We start from the raw sequence: 20,671 nt of genomic DNA on the forward strand, positions 1-20,671 counted from the left end.
AGCTTTAATTAGAAGAGGTGGAGAATTTTATGTTAAACTGGATGCACGATTAGACGAAGGAGTTATTTAAATGATGAAATTTATTTCTTGGAATATTGATTCGCTGAATGCAGCACTGACGAGTGATTCGAACCGCGCTCAAATGTCCCGGGATGTCTTAGCGACGATCCAGACTTATGAGGCAGATGTTATTGCCATCCAGGAGACCAAGCTATCGAGCAAGGGACCGACCAAGAAGCACCAGGAAGCCTTGGCTGATTGGTTCCCTGGTTATCGCTATGCCTGGGTTTCGTCGGTTGAGCCTGCCCGCAAGTCCTATGCTGGCAATATGGTCCTCTTTAAGGAAGCTTTTGATCCTATCATTAGCTATCCCGAAATCCAAGCACCGGATACCATGGACCAGGAAGGCCGGCTGATTACCCTAGAATTTGAAGATTTTTATTTCAACCAAGTCTATACCCCAAATGCAGGGAATGGCCTCAAACGTCTAGCGGACCGTCAAATTTGGGATCAAAAATATGCCGACTACCTAGCTAACTTGGATGAAGACAAGCCGGTGATTGCGACGGGAGATTATAATGTTGCCCACCAGGAAATTGACCTGGCCCATCCTGAGAACAACCGACGTTCAGCTGGTTTTACAGATGAAGAACGCCAAGGCTTTACGCGCTTGCTAGACCGCGGCTTTACGGATACCTTCCGCTACCTCCATGGCGATGTGGAAGGGGTCTACTCTTGGTGGGCCCAACGTGTCAAAACCAGTAAAATCAATAACTCTGGTTGGAGGATCGATTACTTCTTGACCAGCGATCGCCTCAAAGACCAGGTTCAAAAATCGGAAATGATTCATTCTGGTGACCGTCAGGACCACACGCCAATTTATCTCGAAGTCGACTTATAGAAAGGATGCACCATGCAGAAACGATATCCTAAATTCTTCCTAGCAGTTTTCATTATCCTCGTTCTCGCGACCATCTTCTGGCAAGCCCGGGGCTAAGTCATTTTTCGGTCCCATTAAAGCCTAGACAAGCAAAAAATTAGGGACTAAGTTTACAGTTGTGTTACAAAAGAGTGAATTTTCTTTGAATTTCAAAGCTTTTAGCAAGAATTTGTAAAAGTAAATAAAGACTTTTAAAAGCTCAGACCAGGGAAAAGAGGCTGTCATCAGCTTTGTCCGCATATTATTTAAAAGCCGTCAAGACTTTTTTTGCAACAAAGTGAAATAATTTGTAATCTAACTGTTATCCCAATTTGGGGAAAAGATGGTTATAATAATAGAGAATTAAATTTTGAGTAAAACTCAGGGGGTAAAATTTAAATGAGTAAATTGAAAACTATGGTAGGAACTTCATTAGCAACGACCACAGCTTTACTAGCTTTCGCACAGACCGCGTCTGCTGATGAATTATATAAAGTAAATGCTGGCGACACCTTGTCATCTATTGCAAACAGCTTCGGAACAAGCGTTGACGCTATTGCTAAAGAAAACAATATTAAAGATGTTAACCATATCTTAGTGGGCCAACAATTCAATATCCCAACTGAAACGGTTAAAATCGACACCCAAGCTAGCCAAGCTGCTAGTCAAGCTGCCGATACTGTTTACCACGTTCAAGCCGGTGACACCTTAAACCAAATCGCAGCTAAGTTTAATACAACAGCTGACGCTCTCCGTCAATTAAACCAAATCAGCGGGGACCTCATCTTAGTTGGTCAACAATTGAAGGTTAAGGGTCAAGTTGAAGCAGCTCAAAATACCCAAGCTGACCAAGCAGAAAACGGTAAAGTAGTGGCTGACACAGTAGCTACAGAAGCTCCTGTTGTTGAAAAAGAAGCTCATGTGATTACAATTAACGGCAATACCTATACTGTTAAGGCAGGGGATACCCTTCCAGCAATTGCTCAAGCTGCAGGAACAAGCGTTGAGAGCTTGCGTGCCTTAAATGGTTTATCTAGCGACTTTATTTATGCTGGCCAAGTTCTTGTACTTTATCCTGAAGTAGAAGAAGCTCCAGCAGAAGAAGCTCCAGTAACCGCTTACCAAACTGCTCCAGAAGACGCTGAAGCAATTGTGATCGATCAACCTGCTAAAGAAGAAGTTGTGGCTCAACCTGCTAACCAAGTAGCTCAAGAAGAAGTAGTTGCCCAACCAGCAAGCCATAACCAAGAAAAGGCTCAAACTGAAGCTCAAGTAGCTGAAGCCAAGGCCCAAGAAGAAGCCCAAGCAGCCGAAGCTCAACGCCAACAAGAAGCCCAAGCAGCTGAAGCTCAACGCCAACAAGAAGCTCAAGCGGCTGAAGCTCAACGTCAACAAGAAGCTCAAGCGGCTGAAGCTCAGCGTCAACAAGAAGCTCAAGCAGCCGAAGCTCAACGTCAACAAGAGGCTCAACAAGCTGAAGCTCAACGTCAACAGGAAGCTGCTCAAGCTCAACAACAACAGCAACAACAAGCCCAACAAAATAAGCAAGGGAACCAAAATGTCGTAGCAACTGCTCGTCAATACACTGGTGTTCCTTATGTATGGGGCGGTAAGACACCTAATGGCTTTGACTGCTCAGGTTTCACTAACTATGTTTACCGTGAAGCAACTGGCCAAGACATTGGTGGCTGGACAGTTCCTCAAGAATCAGCTGGTCCAACTATCGCTGTTAGCCAAGCTCAAGCTGGCGACCTTTACTTCTGGGGGAACCATGGTTCTAGTTACCACGTAGCGCTTGCTACTGACAGCCAAGGGGGCTACATCCACGCACCTGCTCCAGGCCAAACTGTAACAGAATCTAACGTTCAATACTTTGCGCCACATTTCGCAGTAAGCATGCAAGCTTATCAATAAGATTTAAATCAAAAAAGTCGAGACCTACCCCGCTCGACTTTTTTTCTATATATAGTCCATCGGCTGGCATCTGCCAAGTAACCCGATGGACTTTTTTTGTGCTATCATGGGAGGAGAGTCCTTGGCTCCGGGTGAAGAATTGAACTTTAGCTGGGCTCAAGGTATAATAGATTAATGAAAAAAGCGCTTGAATCGTCTGTTAATTCATGAATTAAAGGAGTGCAAACATGAAAAAGGTGTTAATCGTTGATGATGAAAAAGCCATTTCTGATATCATCAAATATAATTTAGAAAAAGAAGGCTATGAGACCTATGTCGCCTCAGATGGTGAGATGGCTTTGGATTACTTTGAAGAATATGAACCAGACTTGATTTTATTGGACCTTATGCTGCCTAAGAAAGATGGGATTGAAGTTTGCCGGGAAATTCGCAAGGAGAGCCAAGTTCCTATCATTATGCTGACGGCTAAGAGCGATGAAATTGACAAGGTGCTAGGCCTTGAAATGGGCGCGGATGACTATGTGACCAAACCCTTCTCCAACCGGGAACTTTCTGCCCGTGTCAAGGCTAACTTACGTCGTTCAGCTATTGCAGCTGAACCGGAAGCTAAGGAGGAGAAGACCCACAATATTGAAGTAGGTGACTTGGTCATCCACGAAGAGGCCTATATGGTGTCTAAGAATGGGGAAGATATTGAGTTAACCCACCGTGAATTCGAACTTCTCCACTACTTAGCCCGCCATATTGGTCAAGTGATGACCCGGGAGCACCTCCTGCAAACTGTTTGGGGCTATGACTACTTTGGGGATGTGCGCACCGTGGATGTTACAGTCCGCCGACTCCGGGAAAAAATTGAAACGTCACCTTCCCATCCTGAAATTTTGATGACTAGACGGGGCGTCGGTTACTTCATCCAAGACCTCAATCAGGAGTAGGCCATGGCGAAGAAAGGCATCCCATTTTATAAATCGGTCCTCTTTAAGATTCCGATGATCTTTATCCTTGTGGTGCTCCTCTCGCTCCAAATTATTGGGGCTTATTTTATCAAGCAGCTCGAATCTGAAATGCTAGCTTCTTTTGATGAGCAGGTTAGTGTGCAGATGAGCTTCTTGGAGGAATCTGCCCGGCCCATATTGGATGATGACAACTTGGATAACCAGGAGAAGGCGGACCGTCTAAATACGATCTTTCACCGCTTCAATTCTAATAATATCCTGGAGTCTCAGATTTTGGACCGCAATGGTTTTTTGGTGGCGAGCTCCAGCCCCAACAGTCAGGCGCACTTGGGTCAACGGGTGACCAGGGAGGATATCGACCAGACTCTCTACAATAATACAGCTTCTTCGCGTGAAATTTATGATACCGAGCAGAATATCCGGGTGAAACAGTATGTGGCGCCTATCCTATCTTCGGATTCCTCAGGGCAATTGGTCGGCGTATTAAATCTGCGGGTCAATATTGAGAGCGCTTACCGGCAGATTCAAAACATTATTATCATCTATTTGACCTCATCGGCTGTTTCCCTCTTATTTACTATTGTCTTGGCCTTCTTGATTTCAACTGGGATTACCCGCCCGCTCAAGGCCATGAAGGACCAAGCCGAAAAAATTGCGGATGGGGACTTCAATGGTCAAGTACAAGTTTATAGTGATGATGAAATCGGCAATCTTGCGGAGTCCATCAACTACCTGTCTGTCCGCGTTAAGGAAGCTCAAGAGTCTACTGAGTCGGAGCGCCAGCGTCTGGATTCGGTGCTCAAGCACATGACCGATGGGGTAATGGCAACGGACCGGCGGGGGCGAATTATCCTAACCAACCGTAAGGCCCTGGACTTTATCTCAGCTTCAGAAGAGGAAGTGATGGGTCACTCTATTATGGAAGTCCTCAAATTACAGGACCGCTATACTTTCCGTGAACTCTTTGATAGTAATGACGAGATTCTAATCGATATGTCCACCCCTGACCAAGAATCGGTGATCAAGGGTGAGTATTCGATCATCCAGCGGGACAGTGGCTTTATCTCTGGCCTAGTCTGGGTTTTGACAGATGTTACCGAACGGGAAAAGATTGAGCGTGACCGCCGGCAATTTGTTTCTAATGTTTCCCATGAATTGCGAACACCTTTGACCAGTGTGCGGTCTTATAGTGAAGCATTGGCAGATGGGGCGATAGCTGACCAAGACCTGGCGGTAGAATTTTTGGGCGTTATCCAAAACGAAACCGACCGAATGATCCGGATGATTGGCGACCTCCTTCACCTATCTAATATGGATTCGGGTAAGGAACAGTTGAACTTTGAACTGGTTTCTTTTACGGCCCTGGTCTCCCATGTCCTCGACCGTTTCGATATGATGATGCAGTCTGGGCAATTTGGGACTGACCGTTCCTTTACCATTGTCCGTGAATTGGCAGGGGATGATTACTTTGTCGAGATTGACCAGGACCGAATGACTCAGGTCATTGATAATATTATTAATAATGCCATTAAGTATTCACCGGATGGCGGAACGATTACGGTCCGACTGATGTCGACCCACAATGAAGTCACCCTCAGTGTCCAGGACCAAGGTTTGGGCGTGCCACAGAAGAGCATTCCTCATCTTTTTGACCGCTTCTACCGGGTAGATAAGGCCAGGTCCAGGGCCCAAGGTGGGACTGGTCTGGGCTTAGCCATCGCCAAGGAAGTGATTGAGATGCACCATGGCCGCATTTGGGTCAACAGTATTGAGAATAAGGGGTCGACCTTCTTTGTCAGTCTCCCTTATGTTGAATTCTATGGAGAGGATGAGTGGGGCGAATGAGAAAACATTGGGGACGTTTTGTTAATATCATTTTGATCTTGCTCGTTGCCTTTAGCCTCTTAGCAACTTTTGCTATCTTTAGTCCGACTTTTCGGGTCTTCAATGCCTTCCCAGGCTTTGGGCAAAATAAAGACCAAGACCAACAGCAAGTGGCTACTGGGACCCTCAATGTGACCCAGCCCAGTTCAGCTCCCTTACAGGTTGTCTTCTCGCCTAAGTCTGTGGTGCGTCACGACAAGGAAGAAGGCTATGTGAAATCTTTCAATCCCGACCTGATTAAGCAGCTGACCCAGCCCCTCTTTGATTTGTCGAAGACCATTGATGCTGGGAAGATCAAAGAAGAGTCGGAAGACCTCCGCCAAGCCATCGATAAGAAAAATTTTGTGGAATTTGAATTCTCGGATGAAATCCCCATGGCCTTCTTGCTTAAAGGGGCGCCCGAACTCGATAAATCCCACCGCGATTATGTCTTTGACCGGATTATTATGACAGTCGACGATCCCAAAATTTATTTATTGAGTGAAAAAAACGACAAGGCTTTTACTGTGGAAGCCCAAGAAGAAGGCCCCATTCAAACTATTCAAGACCAGCTCAACCAAGATAAGTCGACTTTTTATGCCGTCCAACCCTTTGAGTGCCGAGAAGGGCGCATCTATTTAAGCAAGGAAGCTCAAGAATTGGATATCCTGACTTATATGGTTGAGCGGCAACCGATTAATTTTTACTTGAACAAGCTCTTTCCTTCACCGGAGAATATTCATGATTATAGTGATGCTAACTATTCCCGCTATTTTTCCGATGGTAAGAGCCTGCTTCTGGACAATAATACCCTGGAATTGGTCTATGCGAGTGACGGTAGCGATGGGGAAGCCCTCCAGCAGGATGAAGCCATCCAAGAGAGCTTTAACTTGCTAAAAGACTTCCAACCTGCCTATGATTCTTGGAAGTTTACGGACTTTAGTGGGCAAAGCCAGCAGATCGTCTTCCGTAAATTTATTGCGGGCCTCCCTGTCTTCGGGCCCCACAATGTGTCGAAGATCAAGCTAAAGATCTCTGACCAGGGCTTACTAGGACTGAACTTGTCAGCTTTGACTATTCAAACGCCTGTGACGCCCTTGTCGGCACCCGTCCGGCTAATGAGCGGCAAGGATGTTGTTAGAATACTGGCAGAGAATAACTATTCGACCCAGGAGATTGATATGATCCAACTCGGCTACCGCTGGGTGAGAAGCGATAAGTCCAACGCCCTGGTGGAACTGGTGCCTAGCTGGCATGTCAAGCTGAAGGGACGCTGGCATATGTTGGATAACTTGGTGGATATGTCCAAGTACAAGGGCCTCCAGACCATCCACCTAGACACTAAAGAAAATATCAATATGCAGGGACTCACCGATCACAAGGACCGCGAAACTGGCGAAGAATCTGAAGATATTTCGCTTGATCAAGAACAAGAAGATTAGGAGGAAAGTCATGGATTTTAGACGTATACAGTACATACTCATTGTGGCTTTCTTAATTTTAGATCTTTTCTTATTGAATATCTTTGTGGGAAAGAATTCCGTTTACTTTCTCAATGACTATAACCGGTCCACAGCCCCTAGCGTGCAGAAGGAAATGAATCTGGAAGAGCTAACAGAAACCTCGGTGTCAGATGAGACGGGGGAATTGCCTTTCGTTGCTGGCCAATTAGACTTAGAAGCCTGGCAGGAAGAGGCTGAGAAGTTAACGGACCAGGAAGTCACGGTGGATTCCAAGGGCCGGCTCTTTAGTAAATTAGACCGGCCTATTCCGGTCGCTAGTCTCCAAAAAGGAACGGCAGAAGATTCCTGGTCTGTCAGTGATTTTAAAGAAATCAATGACTTTAAGGATAGCTCGCAGCTTCTAAATGGTAAAGATTACCAGTTCGCCTATTATAATCCCCGCAAGTCGACCATTACCTATTACCAAGAAGCCTATGACGGTCACGGTATTATTGATGGGACTGGGGACTTAATCTTCCACCTTAATGACAAGCAGGAAGTCGACGCCTATGAGCAGAGTTATGCTGGGGAGACCCAAGTCCAGGGCGAAGACCGCCCCTTAATTTCTGAGAAGCAAGCCATTGAGAACCTCTACCTCAATGATGAGATTCCCAATAAGGCAACGGTAGTTAAGGTTAAGATTGGCTACCGGACCAGCTTAGCCTTAGACCAGCTTCATATGTACAAACCCATTTGGACCATCTATATTAGACACAATGATGATGAAATTGAAACAGAATATGTGGATGGTATCAATGGGACAATTATTCAACCGCAGACCACCAATACCGGGACCTAGGAAGGAGCAGCCATGATCAAAACTTATCTCAAAATAGGCTTTAGCTTCTTAGTTTTATGCTTAGGGCTCTTCCTGGCTGGCCCCGCTCAAGCTAAGGAGCTGAAAATTACAGATTATCAAGTCGAACTGGCAACGGATGAACATGGCGTGATTAAACAAAATGAAGTAATCACTTATGATATCCAAGGTCAAGTGGACCAGCTCCGCCACCAAATTGCCCTAGGCGATGTGGGGGAAGTGGAGACTTTGAAGATTGACATGCGGAGTGCCGATGCCAAGTCCGCCTTTCCCTTTGCTTTGAGCGATTCCCACGAGGTTGGCACCTTCTTTGCCCAACAGGATGATAGCATGCTCCAGGTCAATGTCTTCAACAAGATGAGCGACAGTCAGCAGATTGCCCGCTACCAGTCCACCATCAACCGAACTTGGACGAACTATGGCAACTATGCGATCTTGAGCTTGCCCCTCCTATCAGCACCTGGGACTGTGGACGAAGCCCATATCCGCTTGAAATTTCCTAAGCCCATCAAGGCCCAGGATGCTCAGATCTTAACGACTCCCCAGCAGAAGACCCACTGGCGCTGGGTCAATGACCAGGAGTTAGAGATCCAAGTCCGGGATAAGGGAGCGGGCGATAGCATTCTTCTGGAAGCCTATATTCCTTCTCAAGTCTTGGCCAACAATCCGACAGTTGGCCCTGAAAGCAAGGGCCAGTCTATTGTTCAAGAGATGGACCAAGAAGCCGCGCAAAGAGCCAGCAAGCTCAGACGCCAGTCAGTCTTTATTTGGGGTATGGCAGCTCTCTTGGCCATCCTCTTAATTATTCTAGCTTATTTCCTAGGCCGGGATAAGCACCGTTTAGCCCAAACAGCACCGGCTAGCCATTTGGCCTTAGACCAGGTCCATCCCTACCAAGTCTTGGCTTTGAACACTAAAGCAAGGTCTAAGGAGCGCTTTTATGGCAGCCTCTTTAGCTTGTACCAGGATGGTTTGATAGATCTAGTGGCCCAAGCTCCATCTGGCAAGAAAAAAGTGGACTTATTAGTTGTTCGCCAAGCTGACCAGGCCGCCAGGGGCCAGGACCAGGCCTTGTTGACTGCAGGGCAAAAGTTAGGTGAGGGGCAAAGCTTCTATGTTTCCGATTTATTAGCTGACAAGTCCCTTAAAGGCTCCTTAGCCAAAGCCCAGACTAAAGCCTTTAAGAGAGTAAAAGCCAAGTCTTTCCCCGTCTCTCGCCGCAATAAGTGGTACCGGCTCCTGCTTGTGGGCTATTTAATCTTAGCTATGGCAGCAACACTAGCTGCCCTGCTCTTGATGTTGGAGATGGATACCTCTTATGGGGCCCTCATCGTCTACGGCCTTTGTCTGGTCTTGGCTCTGGTTTTCTACCGGCGCGCTTTGCCGATCTATACACCCCAGGCTCTCTCTAAGCGGCGCGCCATCAAAAAATTAGTCCATTATTTAACCCAAAAGGAATGGACTGACCAAGAGATTAATCGATCCGAAAGAGAGCTAAGCCAGCTTTACTTGCTCTCTTGGTTTACAGGGACCAATGCTTTGTACTATAATAAACTAGTAGCTAGCGGACGTTTACCGCGCCAGATTCAGAACTGGCCGGACGTCCTGTACGATAAAAAATTAAGTGATATGATTTGGAAATAAAGCGAGAACCATTCAGGGGAGACCGAGTGGAGGAGAGCGGGACCATAAGCACTCCTTAAAACTGACGTCTGCCCTGACTTTTTTATAGGGCTTACTTAGTCATTATCACTGAGAAGGGATGTTATGATGAGTTCAGAAGATTTTTCAATGCGGATTTCGATGTTAGCCAGTGGCAGCTCCGGGAACGTGACCTATGTCCAGACTCCCCAGCGTGAAATTCTCGTTGATGCCGGTCTGAGCGGGAAGAAGATTGAACAATTAATGGCCAGTATCGGCCGGTCCATGCATAATATAGATGCGATCTTTGTGACCCATGAGCACAGTGATCATATCAAGGGGCTGGGGGTCTTAGCCCGCCGCTATAAGCTGGCGATCTATGCTAATGAAGAGACCTGGCTAGCCATTGGCGACAAGTGTGGGAAGATTCCTCTCGAGCAGCGCTTCGTGATGGAGCCAGGGGAGCTTTTGACTTTCGGGGATTTGGATGTGGCGAGCTTTGGGGTGAGTCATGATGCGGCCCAGGCCCAATTCTATGCCTTCCAGAAGGACAATAAGCAATTTGCGATGATGACTGACCTTGGCTATGTCAGCGACCGCCAACGCGGCTTCTTGCGGAATTGCGATGCTTATCTGATGGAGAGTAACCACGATACCGATATGCTGAGGATGGGACGCTATCCTTGGCATTTGAAACAGCGGATCTTAAGCGATAGTGGCCACTTGTCTAATGAAGCGGGAGCTGAAGCCTTGTCCGAAATGATCGGGGATAAGACCCAGCATGTTTACCTAGGCCATCTTTCCAAGGATAATAACTTACCCGAACTGGCCATGCAGACAGTGACTTCTGTTCTAAGGGACCATGATTTAGGGGTCAATGACCAATTCCTCATCCACAATACCCATCCCGATGAGGCAAGCGACTTATTGACTTTATAAAATAGCCATAATAAATTTCACAAAGATTTCATAATTATCACCTACAATAAAGCAAAAAATGAGAGTTAGGGGGGTAGCTAAATGCCTGAGGAAAATCAAAATAAATCATCACTTAAGAAAATATGGACACCAGCTATCGTGGGAGGCTTAATTGGCGCAAGCTTAGTCGGAGGTGTCGGCTATGCGAGTGGCGCCTTCAATCAAGTGACTTCACAGGACGAGGTAGAAGAGATTGTTCATAAGGAATTAGCTAAGAAAGATCAGGGACAAGCCAGTAAAGCAAGTGGGACCCAAGAAGAAGCGTCAGTCAATATAACGACCGATGTTTCCGCTATTGTCGACAAGGTCAAAGGTTCTGTTGTTTCTGTCGTTAATCTGGCGGATACTTCAAATAGTGAACTTTATGATCTTTTTGGTTTTAAGAATCCAGGTAGCCAATCCGCCCAAACTCCCGAAGAACAGTATACGACAGCCTCTGAGGGCTCAGGGGTCATCTATAAAGTGGAAGGCGATCGAGCTTATATCGTGACCAATAACCATGTCATCGATGGCCAGGATGCGATTGAAATTATTACCAGTGAAGGGGAGCAAGTTCCAGCTAAATTAGTCGGGGCCGATAAGTTTACCGACTTAGCTGTCTTGTCGATTCCAGCTGAATATGCGCATACAGTCGCACAATTTGGAGATTCACGCGCCCTATCGGTAGGGGAACCAGCCATTGCCATCGGTTCTCCACTCGGCTCAGATTTTGCCTCAACGGTGACTTACGGTATTATTTCAGGTCTTGACCGCCAGGTACCTGTGGACTTGGACCAAGATGGGAGTGCTGATTGGCAGGTCAATGCCATTCAGACGGATGCCGCTATCAATCCTGGGAACTCGGGTGGGGCCCTAGTTAATTCAGCTGGCCAACTTATCGGGATCAATTCCATGAAGATCTCTACTGCCAATGTTGAAGGCATGGGCTTCGCTATTCCAAGCCATGAAGTCCAAGAAATTATCGCCCAGTTAGAAGAAAATGGGAAGGTCATTCGCCCTAAATTTGGGGTACAAATGACCGACCTGCGTCGGATCCCATTAGACCAACAAGAAAACCTGCTCAAGCTACCAAAAGAAGTTGAAAACGGTGTCGTGATTATGGATGTTATTTCCAACACACCAGCTTCCAAGGCAGGGCTCAAGCCTTATGATGTGATTACTAAATTCAATGGTGAAGCGGTTAATTCTACGGTCGAACTCCGTCAAAAACTTTACAGCACGGACCCAACGGCTACTGTAACTGTAGAAGTCTACCGCGAAGGTCGGCCAGTGAAAGTTAAAGTTCAACTCGAAGCCCAGTCTTCCAATGAAACACCAAGTTAATGATTAAACCTTAAACACAGGCTAAAGCTGTTGTTTAAGGTTTTTTTCTGTCCTAAATTGGGAACTTGTGTATAAAGATGTGGGAAAGTTATGCACAGGCCTGTGTATAGATAGGGTGAAAACAGTGGAAAACCATCCGTTATGGGGATATACTTGTGAATTGTATTGTGTAGAAAAAATAAAAATATAACAGCTAAAGGGGCTAGGATGATTCAGAATGGGGAGAAATTAGGCTTTTACCTTGTGTAATTGTTGATAAGATTGTGGATAAGTTGGTCTGTTCCAAGGAACTGTTATAATAAAAACAAAAACACCTGCAGAAACTGCTTAAGCAGTGTCCGCAGGTGTAGGGGATAGTCAAGAAAAGTTTTTAAAGCTTCTCCAAGTAGTCGATTTGTTCGAAGCGGTCGCGGTTGACGACGGCGACGACTAAGTCATCGGGGCCAAAGTGGTAATCGGGATCGAACTTGGTATTCAGGGTTTCTTTGATCTGTTTACGCAAACCGATGATATTGATATCATAGTGGCGGCGGAGGTCGAGCTCATCGACCGTATGTCCCAACCACTTTTGTGGGACCCGGAATTCAACGATGGCTGTTTCGCTGTCGAGCTTGATCATGTCTTCTAGGGAATTGCGGCTCAAGACATCGGCGATATGCTCGCCGGATTCAATCTCAGGCAGGACCACCCGGTTGACCTTCAGGGCGTCGAGGACCTTAGCGGCGGATTGGTTTTTGGCCTTACAGATGATGGTTTCAATGCCGAGTTCACGGGCGTTGATCACACCGAGAACACAGGACTCTAAATCGCTCCCTGTGGCAATGACAATCACATCGCAATTGCCAAAGCCGCTTTCGCGCATAAAGTCTAAGTCGGTAAAGTCGCCAATTGAAGCGATAGCCAGGTCATTTTCCAGGGCATTAACAATTTTTTCATCCCGGTCACAGGCAATAATATCAATGCCATTGTGGGAGAGAGACTTGGCAAGGGCAGAGCCGAAAAGACCCAGGCCCAGGATGCCGATAACACGATTTTTTTTACTCATTATATTCACCTATCCTATAATAATATTTGTTTTTGCGTACTGAATATCTATTTTCTGACGTTTGCGTCCTAGTAAGACTAAGAAGAGGGTCATGGGGCCGATCCGTCCGATATACATTAAGAACATGAGGGTGCCCTGGCTAGCCATGGACAGGCTAGGGGTCAAGTTACAGGAGACACCGACCGTCGCTAGGGCCGAAATGGCTTCAAAAAGCAGATGGAGATAGGGTACTTGAGGGTCAAAAGTTAAGAGTAAGGCGCTTCCTGTGAAGAGGAGGGCCGCATACATTAAGGCAATGGCAAAGGCCTTACGCACAGTGGAATCTGGAATGGTATGGTGGTCGAAGCTCACATACTTAGACTGGCGAATTTCTTTCAAAGCGAGCATGAGGGTTAAGGCGAAGGTAGTGACCTTCAAACCACCAGCTGTCCCGCCAGCGCCACCCCCAATAAACATGGTCAGGACAAAGATAAGCAAGCTGACCGGATGGCTTTGGCTGTAGTCTACGCTAGCGAAGCCCGCCGTCCGCATGGTCACAGTTTGAAAGCTGGAAACCAAGAGCTTGTCCAAGGGATTTAAGGGCCCCAAGGTATTTGGGTTGGACCACTCAACCAGAAGGAAGAGCAGGGTACCAAGGACGATGAGAATAACAGTTAGGCCCAGCACTAATTTCGTGTGGGGACGGAGGTGCTTGATGAAGTAGGAGAACTTAATCCGCTTCTTCTCATGGTAGAAGCGTCGGAGCTGCTGGCTGACATCGAACCAGACGCTAAAGCCGATGCCACCTAGGATGATCAGAGCCATAATGGTCAGATTCAAGACGGGGGCGGTTTGATAGTCGAGCAGGCTGTTATTCCCCATCAGGTCGAAGCCAGCATTACAGAAGGCCGAAACGGCTGTGAAGAGACTGTGGAAGAGCCCCCTAGCTAGGCCAAAGCGGGGAACGAAGAAGCTTGTGAGCAAAAGAGCTCCGATGCCTTCGATGACGAGGCTGTACTTGAGAATCCGACTCAGGAAGGCGGAAAGATCATCCAGTTCCGAGTGGTTGAGGGCATCGCCCGTCGCCATCTGGTTGCGGATATCTAAGCGTTGACCGAGACGGTGGTAGACGATACTGATGAGTGTCATGAGCCCCAGCCCCCCTGTTTGAATGAGGCCCATCATGATGCTTTGTCCGAGTAGATTGTAGGAATCGTGGATGGATTGGGTCCAGAGCCCCGTTACACAGACGGCTGAAACCGAAATAAAGAGGTTGTCCCAATAAGTCGCTTGGGAACTCGCTGTTTGGCAGATCGGCAGGCTCAACAAGACCGAGCCAATAAGGATCACCACTAAGAAGCTCAAAGCAATTTTTTGCGAACTGCCGAGCTTATTCAAGAATTGAAGCATAAGATATGTTACTCCTTTTAAGCATTGAGAATAGCCAAAAGCTTGGCGGAAATGATATTATATTAGCGGCTTTAGACAGAAAAATAAAGTAAAGTTTAGCTAAAAGATAAAAATGACCTATTCACTGACTGATTTTGCATAGAATGGATGGATTAGCATGCAAGTAAAATTGATTGTTGTTGGTAAATTAAAGGAAAAATACCTCAAGCAGGGGATTGCGGAATATGCCAAACGTCTCCAGGCTTATTGTAAGTTCGAGGTGATCGAAGTTAAGGATGAAGCGACCCCAGGAGAAGGTTCAGAAGCTGAGCTCGACCTAGTCCGCAATAAGGAAGGTGAGCGCATCCTAGCCAAGATCAAAGCCGATGACTATGTGGTCCATTTGGCTCTCGACGGCGACTTATTGGATTCGGAAGGCTTGGCAAAGAAATTACAGAATGCCATGACCCATGGCAAGAGCAGCTTTGTCTATGTAATTGGAGGATCAGTTGGGACTAGCCAAGCCGTCCGCCGCCGAGCCGATTTAAACCTCAGCTTCGGCCGTTTAACCCTGCCCCACCAACTCATGCGTTTGGTCTTGGTGGAACAAATTTACCGCAGCTTCCGCATCCAAAACCACCAGCCCTACCATAAATAAAGCTCAACACAAGAAAAGCTCGTCTCTCAAAAAAGAGAAACGAGCTTTTTGAGTTTGCTTAATTTTGTTGGTCAGCGCTTGCTGGGGCTTCTTCCGAATTAGAGAAGAAGCTCTTAACAAAGGCAACAATCTGGTCCCAGATACTTTGAGCATCCTGGGCTAATTGTTCCTTATCCGCATTATCCCAAGCAGACTTGGCATTTTGAATAATTTGGTCCCCGTTCTTCAAGAGGTCTTGGCCAAATTGATTGATGGCATCCTTTTGTTCCTGGGTCAGTTCAATCTGGCTAAATTGTTGCATCAGGTTAATGATGGATTGCTTATTCTCTTCCGAAATAACTTCATTTAAATTATAATTGTTGATAATATTGTTGACGATCACTTGGATTTGTTGGCTGTCAATTTGGCCATTGTTTTCATCCTTAGCTTTTTGGATCTCAGTCTTGATTTCAGCAATGGCAGCATTCATAGCCTCGTCAGAGAAGCCTTCCTTGCCTTGGTTTTCTTCGTTGATCTTGGAAGTAGTGGTTAACTCATCTTGGGCGACGCTGACAGCCTGGTCGTTTAATTGGTAACCAGCGTCCTGGAAGGCCTTGTAAACACCAGCTAGGGCACCCGACCCATCAACGGGAACAGCTGAGGCTACCTTGATATCCACATCAACAGCTCCGGCTGTTAGGGCCGCATTCTCATACTGGATTGGGGTAATGGCCGTAATAGTTTTGGGGGTGACAATTTCGACGGTAACATCCCCATTGTTCTTGGCTGGAGTGATATAAGCCGAAGAGTAAACCTGGCGATAAGGGTAGTTGTCTTGTAGGAGACCATTCAATTCATTAATATTCACTTGAATTTCTTTGGCCCCATCTTGGACACCTAGGGCCTGCTTAGTTTCTTGGTATTGGCTTTGGTTTAAGCTCTCCCCATAGGTAAACATGGGGTTAATTTGGATCTTATCAGCAAGTACAGTGGGCACCAAGTTCAAGCTGAGTACAGCCAGGCTTGTGCCGAGGGCCAATTTCTTCAATAATGCTTTCATTTGTATAACCTACTTTCACAATTTTGACTACATTATAGCACGTTTAGCGGTTGGTGCTTTTAGCTTTTGCTTAAATTCTTCCTAAAAAAGTCTAAAGGCCTAAGTCCTTCATCTCTTCTGGACGGGCAATCTCATTAGGGTCAACGATTTGATAGCCTTGGTCCTTCAAACCCTGGATGATGGCGGGCAGGGCTTCAGCTGTCCATTGAGTATCGTGCATCAGGATATTAGCGCCCGGCTGTAAGAATTCTGATTCTAAGGTTTGCTTGGTGAGAGCCTCAGCGTCCTGGTAGTCGGCCACCCAGTCGTAGCCAAAGGACCAGTTCATGGGCAGCATGCCGAATTCTTCCATGAGGCCATCGACCGCAGCATTGGTGGAGCCAAAGGGCGGGCGGAAGAAGTGGACTTTTTGTCCTGTAGCCTCTTCGACAGCTTGGTTGGTCGCCTGGATTTCTTCACGGGTCTGTTCGGCTGTCAGGTCGTTGAGATTGGCATGGGTTTGGGTGTGGTTCCCCACCACATGGCCCTTATCCGCAATAGCTTTCATAATATCGCGTCCTTCTTGGTCTTCCAGGTACATGCCGTTAGCGAAGAAGAGGCCTTTTACGCCGGCATCTTCCAAGTGCTTGGCAATGGTTGGCGCATTACTGGTCGGAAGGGGACGGGGGACATCGTCAAAGGTCAAGAGGACAACATTGGGGTCGGCATCGCCAATAGGGCGGACGCTGTAGGTGGTGGGATCGATATAGTATTTTGGGGTCTGCCTTTCCGTTTGGGCCTCGTTCTTGGCATAAGGTTGGTCCGTTTCTGCTTCGCTTTCCTGCTTGCAACCGAAGAGGCAGAGGGCTAGGAGAGCCAGCAGGGCCAAAAAGTTTCGTTTTTTCATAAATTTTCTCCTCCAGAGCATATTCCAACTTGATTCGAGTAAAAGCCGGATCAAAGTGTGGTAAAATGTAGGTATCCAATAAGAGATGGCCAAACTGACCATCCAAATTGTAAGTCTATCATACCATAAAGGAGGAAGTCTGCACATGGATCACAAGAAGCAATACCGTCTTCTTCGTTACATTGAAGATGATGCCCATATTTCTCATAAGGCACTCGCCAATGCGTTGGAAGAAGATGTGGAAACTGTATCAGCTACCATTGCGGAATTAGAAGAGTTAGGTATTATTTCTGGCTATAAGACCATGATTAACTGGGATGCCACAGAGAGTGACTATGTCTCAGCGATGATTGAAGTTTCGGTTAACTTACACAAGGGAGCCTCTTATGAAGAAGTGGCGGAAATGATGTACCGCTTCAAGGAAGTGGAAGCCCTCTACTTAACTAGCGGGGCCTACGATTATATGCTCTTAACCAAGCGGGCGCCTATGCAACAAATTTCACGTTTTGTTAATAAGTTAGCCTCAATCGATGAGGTTTCCGGTACGGCGACCCATATCGTGATGAACCGCTACAAGGACCACGGCACCATTTTTGAGAGTAAGTTAAAAGATGGGGAACGGTTGGTGATCTCTCAATGACAAAAAGCCTCAACCAAACCGTCCTTGATATGGCACCTTCTGGTATTCGTCGCTTCTTCAACGTCGCGAATGAAGTACCAGGGGTCATTTCACTAGGTGTTGGGGAGCCAGACTTCGATACGCCTTGGACGGTCCGCCAAGCGGCCATTAAGAGCCTGCGCCAAGGTCGGACCTTCTATACGGCTAATGCGGGTCTGATCGAACTGCGCAAAGAAATTGCCAAATACATTGACCGCCACTACGGCCTCCACTATGACCCAGAGGAGGAACAGATTGTCACGATTGGTGGGAGTGAAGCCATTGACTTGGCCTGCCGGGTTCTGATTAATCCAGGTGATGAGGTCATCGTGATGGACCCTAGCTATGTCTCCTACCTGCCTTCGGTTCAACTGGCTGGTGGGGTGCCTGTTCCCGTCCGCTTGAAGGCAGAGGACAAGTTCGTCATGCAAGCCGAACAACTCGAAGCAGCCATTACGGATAAGACCAAGGCCATTATCTTAAATTATCCGAATAATCCGACTGGGGCGGTCTGCTTAAGAGAGGACATTGAAGCCCTGGCTCAGGTGATTAAGGATCACGATCTTTACTGCATTACCGATGAAATCTATTCTGAAATTTGGTATGCCGATGAGCCTTATACCTCGATCGCCTCGATTCCGGGTATGAAGGAGCGGACCGTCTATATCAATGGTTTTGCTAAGGCCTTCTCTATGACCGGTTGGCGCTTGGGCTATGTCTGCGCTCCTAAAGAAATCACGGAACAGATGCTTAAGGTCCACCAATACACCATCATGGCAGCACCAACCACTTCGCAATATGCGGGGATTACCGCTCTCAAGGAGTGCGATGATGAGGTTGCCGATATGCGGGATGATTACTTGGAGCGGCGTAACTTCCTTATGAGTCGCTATCGTGAAATGGGCCTACCTTGCTTCGTACCAGAAGGGGCCTTCTACACCTTCCCAGACATTCGCGAATTCGGCTTGACCAGTGAAGAATTTGCCCTAGAACTCTTGGATCGAGAGAAAGTCGCAGTAGTTCCTGGTTCTGCCTTCGGTGAATCAGGCGACGGCTTCTTGCGGATTTCCTATGCTTATTCCATTAAAGAGCTGGAGCGGGCGATGGATAAGATTGAAAACTTTGTTAAAGAATTGCGCGCTGAAAAAGCTTAATACAATCAATTACCATGCCAAGTGAGGCAAATCCATGTCTAGTCGAGATCTGGAGCCTTGTCTTGGCATGGCTTTTTTAGTTCAGAGGTAAGGGTTAAAGAAAAGCTTTAGTTTTAATGGTATCTGAGTGTGAGTGCCTCTTGTCTCGCCCGGCCCGTGCTATAATAGAGCCAAGCTTTAAGGAGGTGTCTGAATGCGTTTAGTGGATTATATTGCGGCCCATAGTAGCCAGACTTTCGATGACATGCCCCTCAATGAAGTTGATATTGCAGCCTTAACGGAGCTGTCCAATTTAGAGCTGGATGACTTGGTGCCGGCTGACTTGACGGGGGAGGCCTGGGTGTCTTTAAGTCAGGTCCAAGCTTGGTTAGCCAAAAACTACCAAGCGAATACCCGGGATATTTGGCATTTCATTAGCCAGGGGCGTCATGCTGTTCTTGATGCCTTGGTGGAAACCGAACGCTTCCGCCAAGTCCGCCTTTATGGCTTTCGAAGTCTCTTAGACCAAGAGAAGGCCGTACAGTTTGCGGCTCTAATGGTCGAGATACCAGGCTATAAGAAATTAGTCATCTTTCGTGGGACGGATAATCATATTGTTGGCTGGCAGGAGAATTTCATGCTGGCCTATAAGAAGACCATGCCCTCCCAAAAGGCAGCTGGCCGCTACTTGACAGAAGTTATGGACCAGGGCGATCAAGATCAGGTCATCATAGCCGGGCATTCCAAAGGTGGTAACCTGGCCTTGGCGGCTGCTATCCAACAATCAGCTTCAGACCAGGGATTGATTGAAGGAATCTATGTCTTGGACTCGCCTGGTTTCTACGAGGAAACTTTTGAGCAAGCAGGTTTTAAGCGGATTCAGTCTAAGGTCTATGAGTACCTGCCGGAAGATTCCTTGATTGGGATTATCCTCCACACAGCGACTGCACCAACGATTATTAAGAGCGGAGGAATTTCTCTCCTCCAACACCTCCTCCAACTCTGGGAGATCGAGGGAGACCAGTTTAAAAGGGTGGAATCGACCACTGTGACCAGTCAGCTCAGCCAAGAAACCCTTAATATCTGGATGAAATGGCACGGACCAGAGGAAATTGAATTGTTGCTGACGCTTTTATTCGATGCCCTCTATAATACGGGGGTCCTCCGCCTCACCGATATTTCGGAACACTTCCGCACCTTTATCAACCGGCTCTATTCGGAGGCTCGAAAATTAGAACCAGAGGAGCGCCGTTTTATGGTGAAAGCTATCAATGATTTGTTACTCATTTGGGAGGACCTCCACCAGGACCGCCTCTACCAAGTCCAAAGTCGGCATAAGTCCCTGTCACTTTCAGCTGAGGTCCACTTACAGCTCAACCGACTCAATAGAGACCAGTCTTTGGCTAGTGTTTTGATTGGCTGTGTCTTAATGATGATGGGCGTTTTCCTCTTTTTAGAACCGGATAAGGACCTGCATATCTTTGCTGTGGCCTTTCTCTTAGGAACGGCCCTATCAGGCATTTGGGACCTCCGCCATTTCTATCAGGCGGGCCGCAAGCACCTCCATTATGGCAACTTACTGACGGGGTGTTTTTCTATTTTGACCTGTATCTGGGGGATCTATGACTATATCCAGGGTAGCCAACAAATTTTTCCCTATGTCCTAGGGGGCTGGATGCTTGGAATGGGCTTGGTCCGTGCCTACCAATTCTTCCGCCTTCGCTACGAAGACTCACCGGTTCCAATCTGGGGGAGCCTTTTATCTCTGGCGGGAATTCTTTTGGGCTTACTCCTCGTCGGCCATCCGGATTTTAGCCTTTACCTTCCTGACCTCCTCGCTTTGGCCTTTATCGTTCAGGGGATCCAGATGATTGTCAGCTACTTAATCTATCGTAAGGAGAGTGACCTCTATCGCTTCATTGACCGAGTCAAGCATGAGCATATGGATTGAGTCGACCTGGGATTCATGAT

The 20,671-nt window shown here is 47.1% G+C and carries 17 protein-coding genes; 13 read left to right on the forward strand and 4 right to left on the reverse strand.

All coding sequences use genetic code 11. The features are described 5' to 3' along the window. Window positions 1-73: 73 nt before the first annotated feature. From QP339_RS04475 to QP339_RS04515, 9 genes are all read left to right on the forward strand, one after another. Window positions 74-901, forward strand: a complete 828-nt coding sequence (locus QP339_RS04475) for an exodeoxyribonuclease III (protein ID WP_284910630.1) — start codon at window positions 74-76, stop codon at window positions 899-901. A 417-nt stretch (window positions 902-1,318) separates the two neighbouring features. Then, on the forward strand, window positions 1,319-2,833 hold the full coding sequence (locus QP339_RS04480; RefSeq protein WP_284910586.1) for a C40 family peptidase: 1,515 nt from the start codon (window positions 1,319-1,321) through the stop codon (window positions 2,831-2,833). Window positions 2,834-3,060: 227 nt separating this feature from the next. Then, the gene (gene yycF, locus QP339_RS04485) at window positions 3,061-3,768 is read left to right on the forward strand and encodes a response regulator YycF (protein ID WP_067974791.1); all 708 of its coding nucleotides are present in this window, start codon (window positions 3,061-3,063) and stop codon (window positions 3,766-3,768) included. Between the two features lie 3 nt (window positions 3,769-3,771). Further along, complete coding sequence (gene walK, locus QP339_RS04490; protein ID WP_284910587.1) at window positions 3,772-5,634, forward strand: cell wall metabolism sensor histidine kinase WalK; 1,863 nt, start codon at window positions 3,772-3,774, stop codon at window positions 5,632-5,634. After that, entirely contained in the window at window positions 5,631-7,094 is a 1,464-nt protein-coding gene (locus QP339_RS04495; protein ID WP_284910588.1) for a YycH family regulatory protein, read from the forward strand. Before walK ends, QP339_RS04495 begins: the two co-directional genes overlap by 4 nt. Before the next feature lie 10 nt (window positions 7,095-7,104). Further along, window positions 7,105-7,953 (forward strand): two-component system regulatory protein YycI, encoded by an 849-nt coding sequence (locus QP339_RS04500; RefSeq protein ID WP_070616554.1) that lies wholly within the window; start codon window positions 7,105-7,107, stop codon window positions 7,951-7,953. A gap of 12 nt (window positions 7,954-7,965) precedes the next feature. Beyond that, a complete protein-coding gene (locus QP339_RS04505; protein ID WP_284910589.1) occupies window positions 7,966-9,615 on the forward strand; it encodes a DUF2207 family protein in 1,650 nt (549 codons plus the stop codon). Between the two features lie 123 nt (window positions 9,616-9,738). Then, complete coding sequence (locus QP339_RS04510) at window positions 9,739-10,551, forward strand: MBL fold metallo-hydrolase (RefSeq protein ID WP_070616558.1); 813 nt, start codon at window positions 9,739-9,741, stop codon at window positions 10,549-10,551. A gap of 81 nt (window positions 10,552-10,632) precedes the next feature. Beyond that, window positions 10,633-11,913: a S1C family serine protease gene (locus tag QP339_RS04515; protein ID WP_284910590.1), complete on the forward strand. Its 1,281-nt coding sequence runs from the start codon at window positions 10,633-10,635 to the stop codon at window positions 11,911-11,913. A gap of 370 nt (window positions 11,914-12,283) precedes the next feature. On the opposite strand, the gene QP339_RS04520 is transcribed toward QP339_RS04515, so the two are convergent. Continuing rightward, complete coding sequence (locus QP339_RS04520) at window positions 12,284-12,958, reverse strand: potassium channel family protein (RefSeq protein WP_070616560.1); 675 nt, start codon at window positions 12,956-12,958, stop codon at window positions 12,284-12,286. 9 nt (window positions 12,959-12,967) lie between these two features. Next, window positions 12,968-14,347, reverse strand: a complete 1,380-nt coding sequence (locus QP339_RS04525; protein WP_284910591.1) for a TrkH family potassium uptake protein — start codon at window positions 14,345-14,347, stop codon at window positions 12,968-12,970. 157 nt (window positions 14,348-14,504) lie between these two features. Between QP339_RS04525 and rlmH the strand changes: the two genes are divergently transcribed. Next, window positions 14,505-14,984 carry a 23S rRNA (pseudouridine(1915)-N(3))-methyltransferase RlmH gene (rlmH, locus tag QP339_RS04530; RefSeq protein ID WP_284910592.1) on the forward strand — a complete coding sequence of 160 codons (480 nt, stop codon included), beginning with the start codon at window positions 14,505-14,507 and terminating at the stop codon, window positions 14,982-14,984. A 58-nt stretch (window positions 14,985-15,042) separates the two neighbouring features. Here rlmH and QP339_RS04535 read toward each other — a convergent pair whose 3' ends face one another. Together QP339_RS04535 and QP339_RS04540 are read right to left on the reverse strand one after the other, a co-directional pair. After that, window positions 15,043-16,023, reverse strand: coding sequence for a DUF1002 domain-containing protein (locus QP339_RS04535; RefSeq protein WP_284910593.1), 981 nt, complete (start codon window positions 16,021-16,023; stop codon window positions 15,043-15,045). Window positions 16,024-16,114: 91 nt separating this feature from the next. Next, a complete protein-coding gene (locus tag QP339_RS04540) occupies window positions 16,115-16,909 on the reverse strand; it encodes a polysaccharide deacetylase family protein (RefSeq protein WP_284910594.1) in 795 nt (264 codons plus the stop codon). Window positions 16,910-17,054: 145 nt separating this feature from the next. Between QP339_RS04540 and QP339_RS04545 the strand changes: the two genes are divergently transcribed. The 3 genes from QP339_RS04545 to QP339_RS04555 all read left to right on the forward strand — a co-directional run bounded on the left by QP339_RS04545 (window position 17,055) and on the right by QP339_RS04555 (window position 20,651). Beyond that, window positions 17,055-17,549 carry an Lrp/AsnC family transcriptional regulator gene (locus tag QP339_RS04545; RefSeq protein WP_067974828.1) on the forward strand — a complete coding sequence of 165 codons (495 nt, stop codon included), beginning with the start codon at window positions 17,055-17,057 and terminating at the stop codon, window positions 17,547-17,549. Then, the gene (locus tag QP339_RS04550; RefSeq protein ID WP_070616568.1) at window positions 17,546-18,721 is read left to right on the forward strand and encodes an aminotransferase class I/II-fold pyridoxal phosphate-dependent enzyme; all 1,176 of its coding nucleotides are present in this window, start codon (window positions 17,546-17,548) and stop codon (window positions 18,719-18,721) included. The genes QP339_RS04545 and QP339_RS04550 overlap by 4 nt, the downstream gene beginning before the upstream one ends. 193 nt (window positions 18,722-18,914) lie before the next feature. Next, complete coding sequence (locus tag QP339_RS04555; protein ID WP_284910595.1) at window positions 18,915-20,651, forward strand: Mbeg1-like protein; 1,737 nt, start codon at window positions 18,915-18,917, stop codon at window positions 20,649-20,651. Window positions 20,652-20,671: the final 20 nt, after the last annotated feature.

This window comes from Aerococcus sp. UMB7834, from assembly GCF_030215145.1.
GTDB lineage: Bacteria > Bacillota > Bacilli > Lactobacillales > Aerococcaceae > Aerococcus.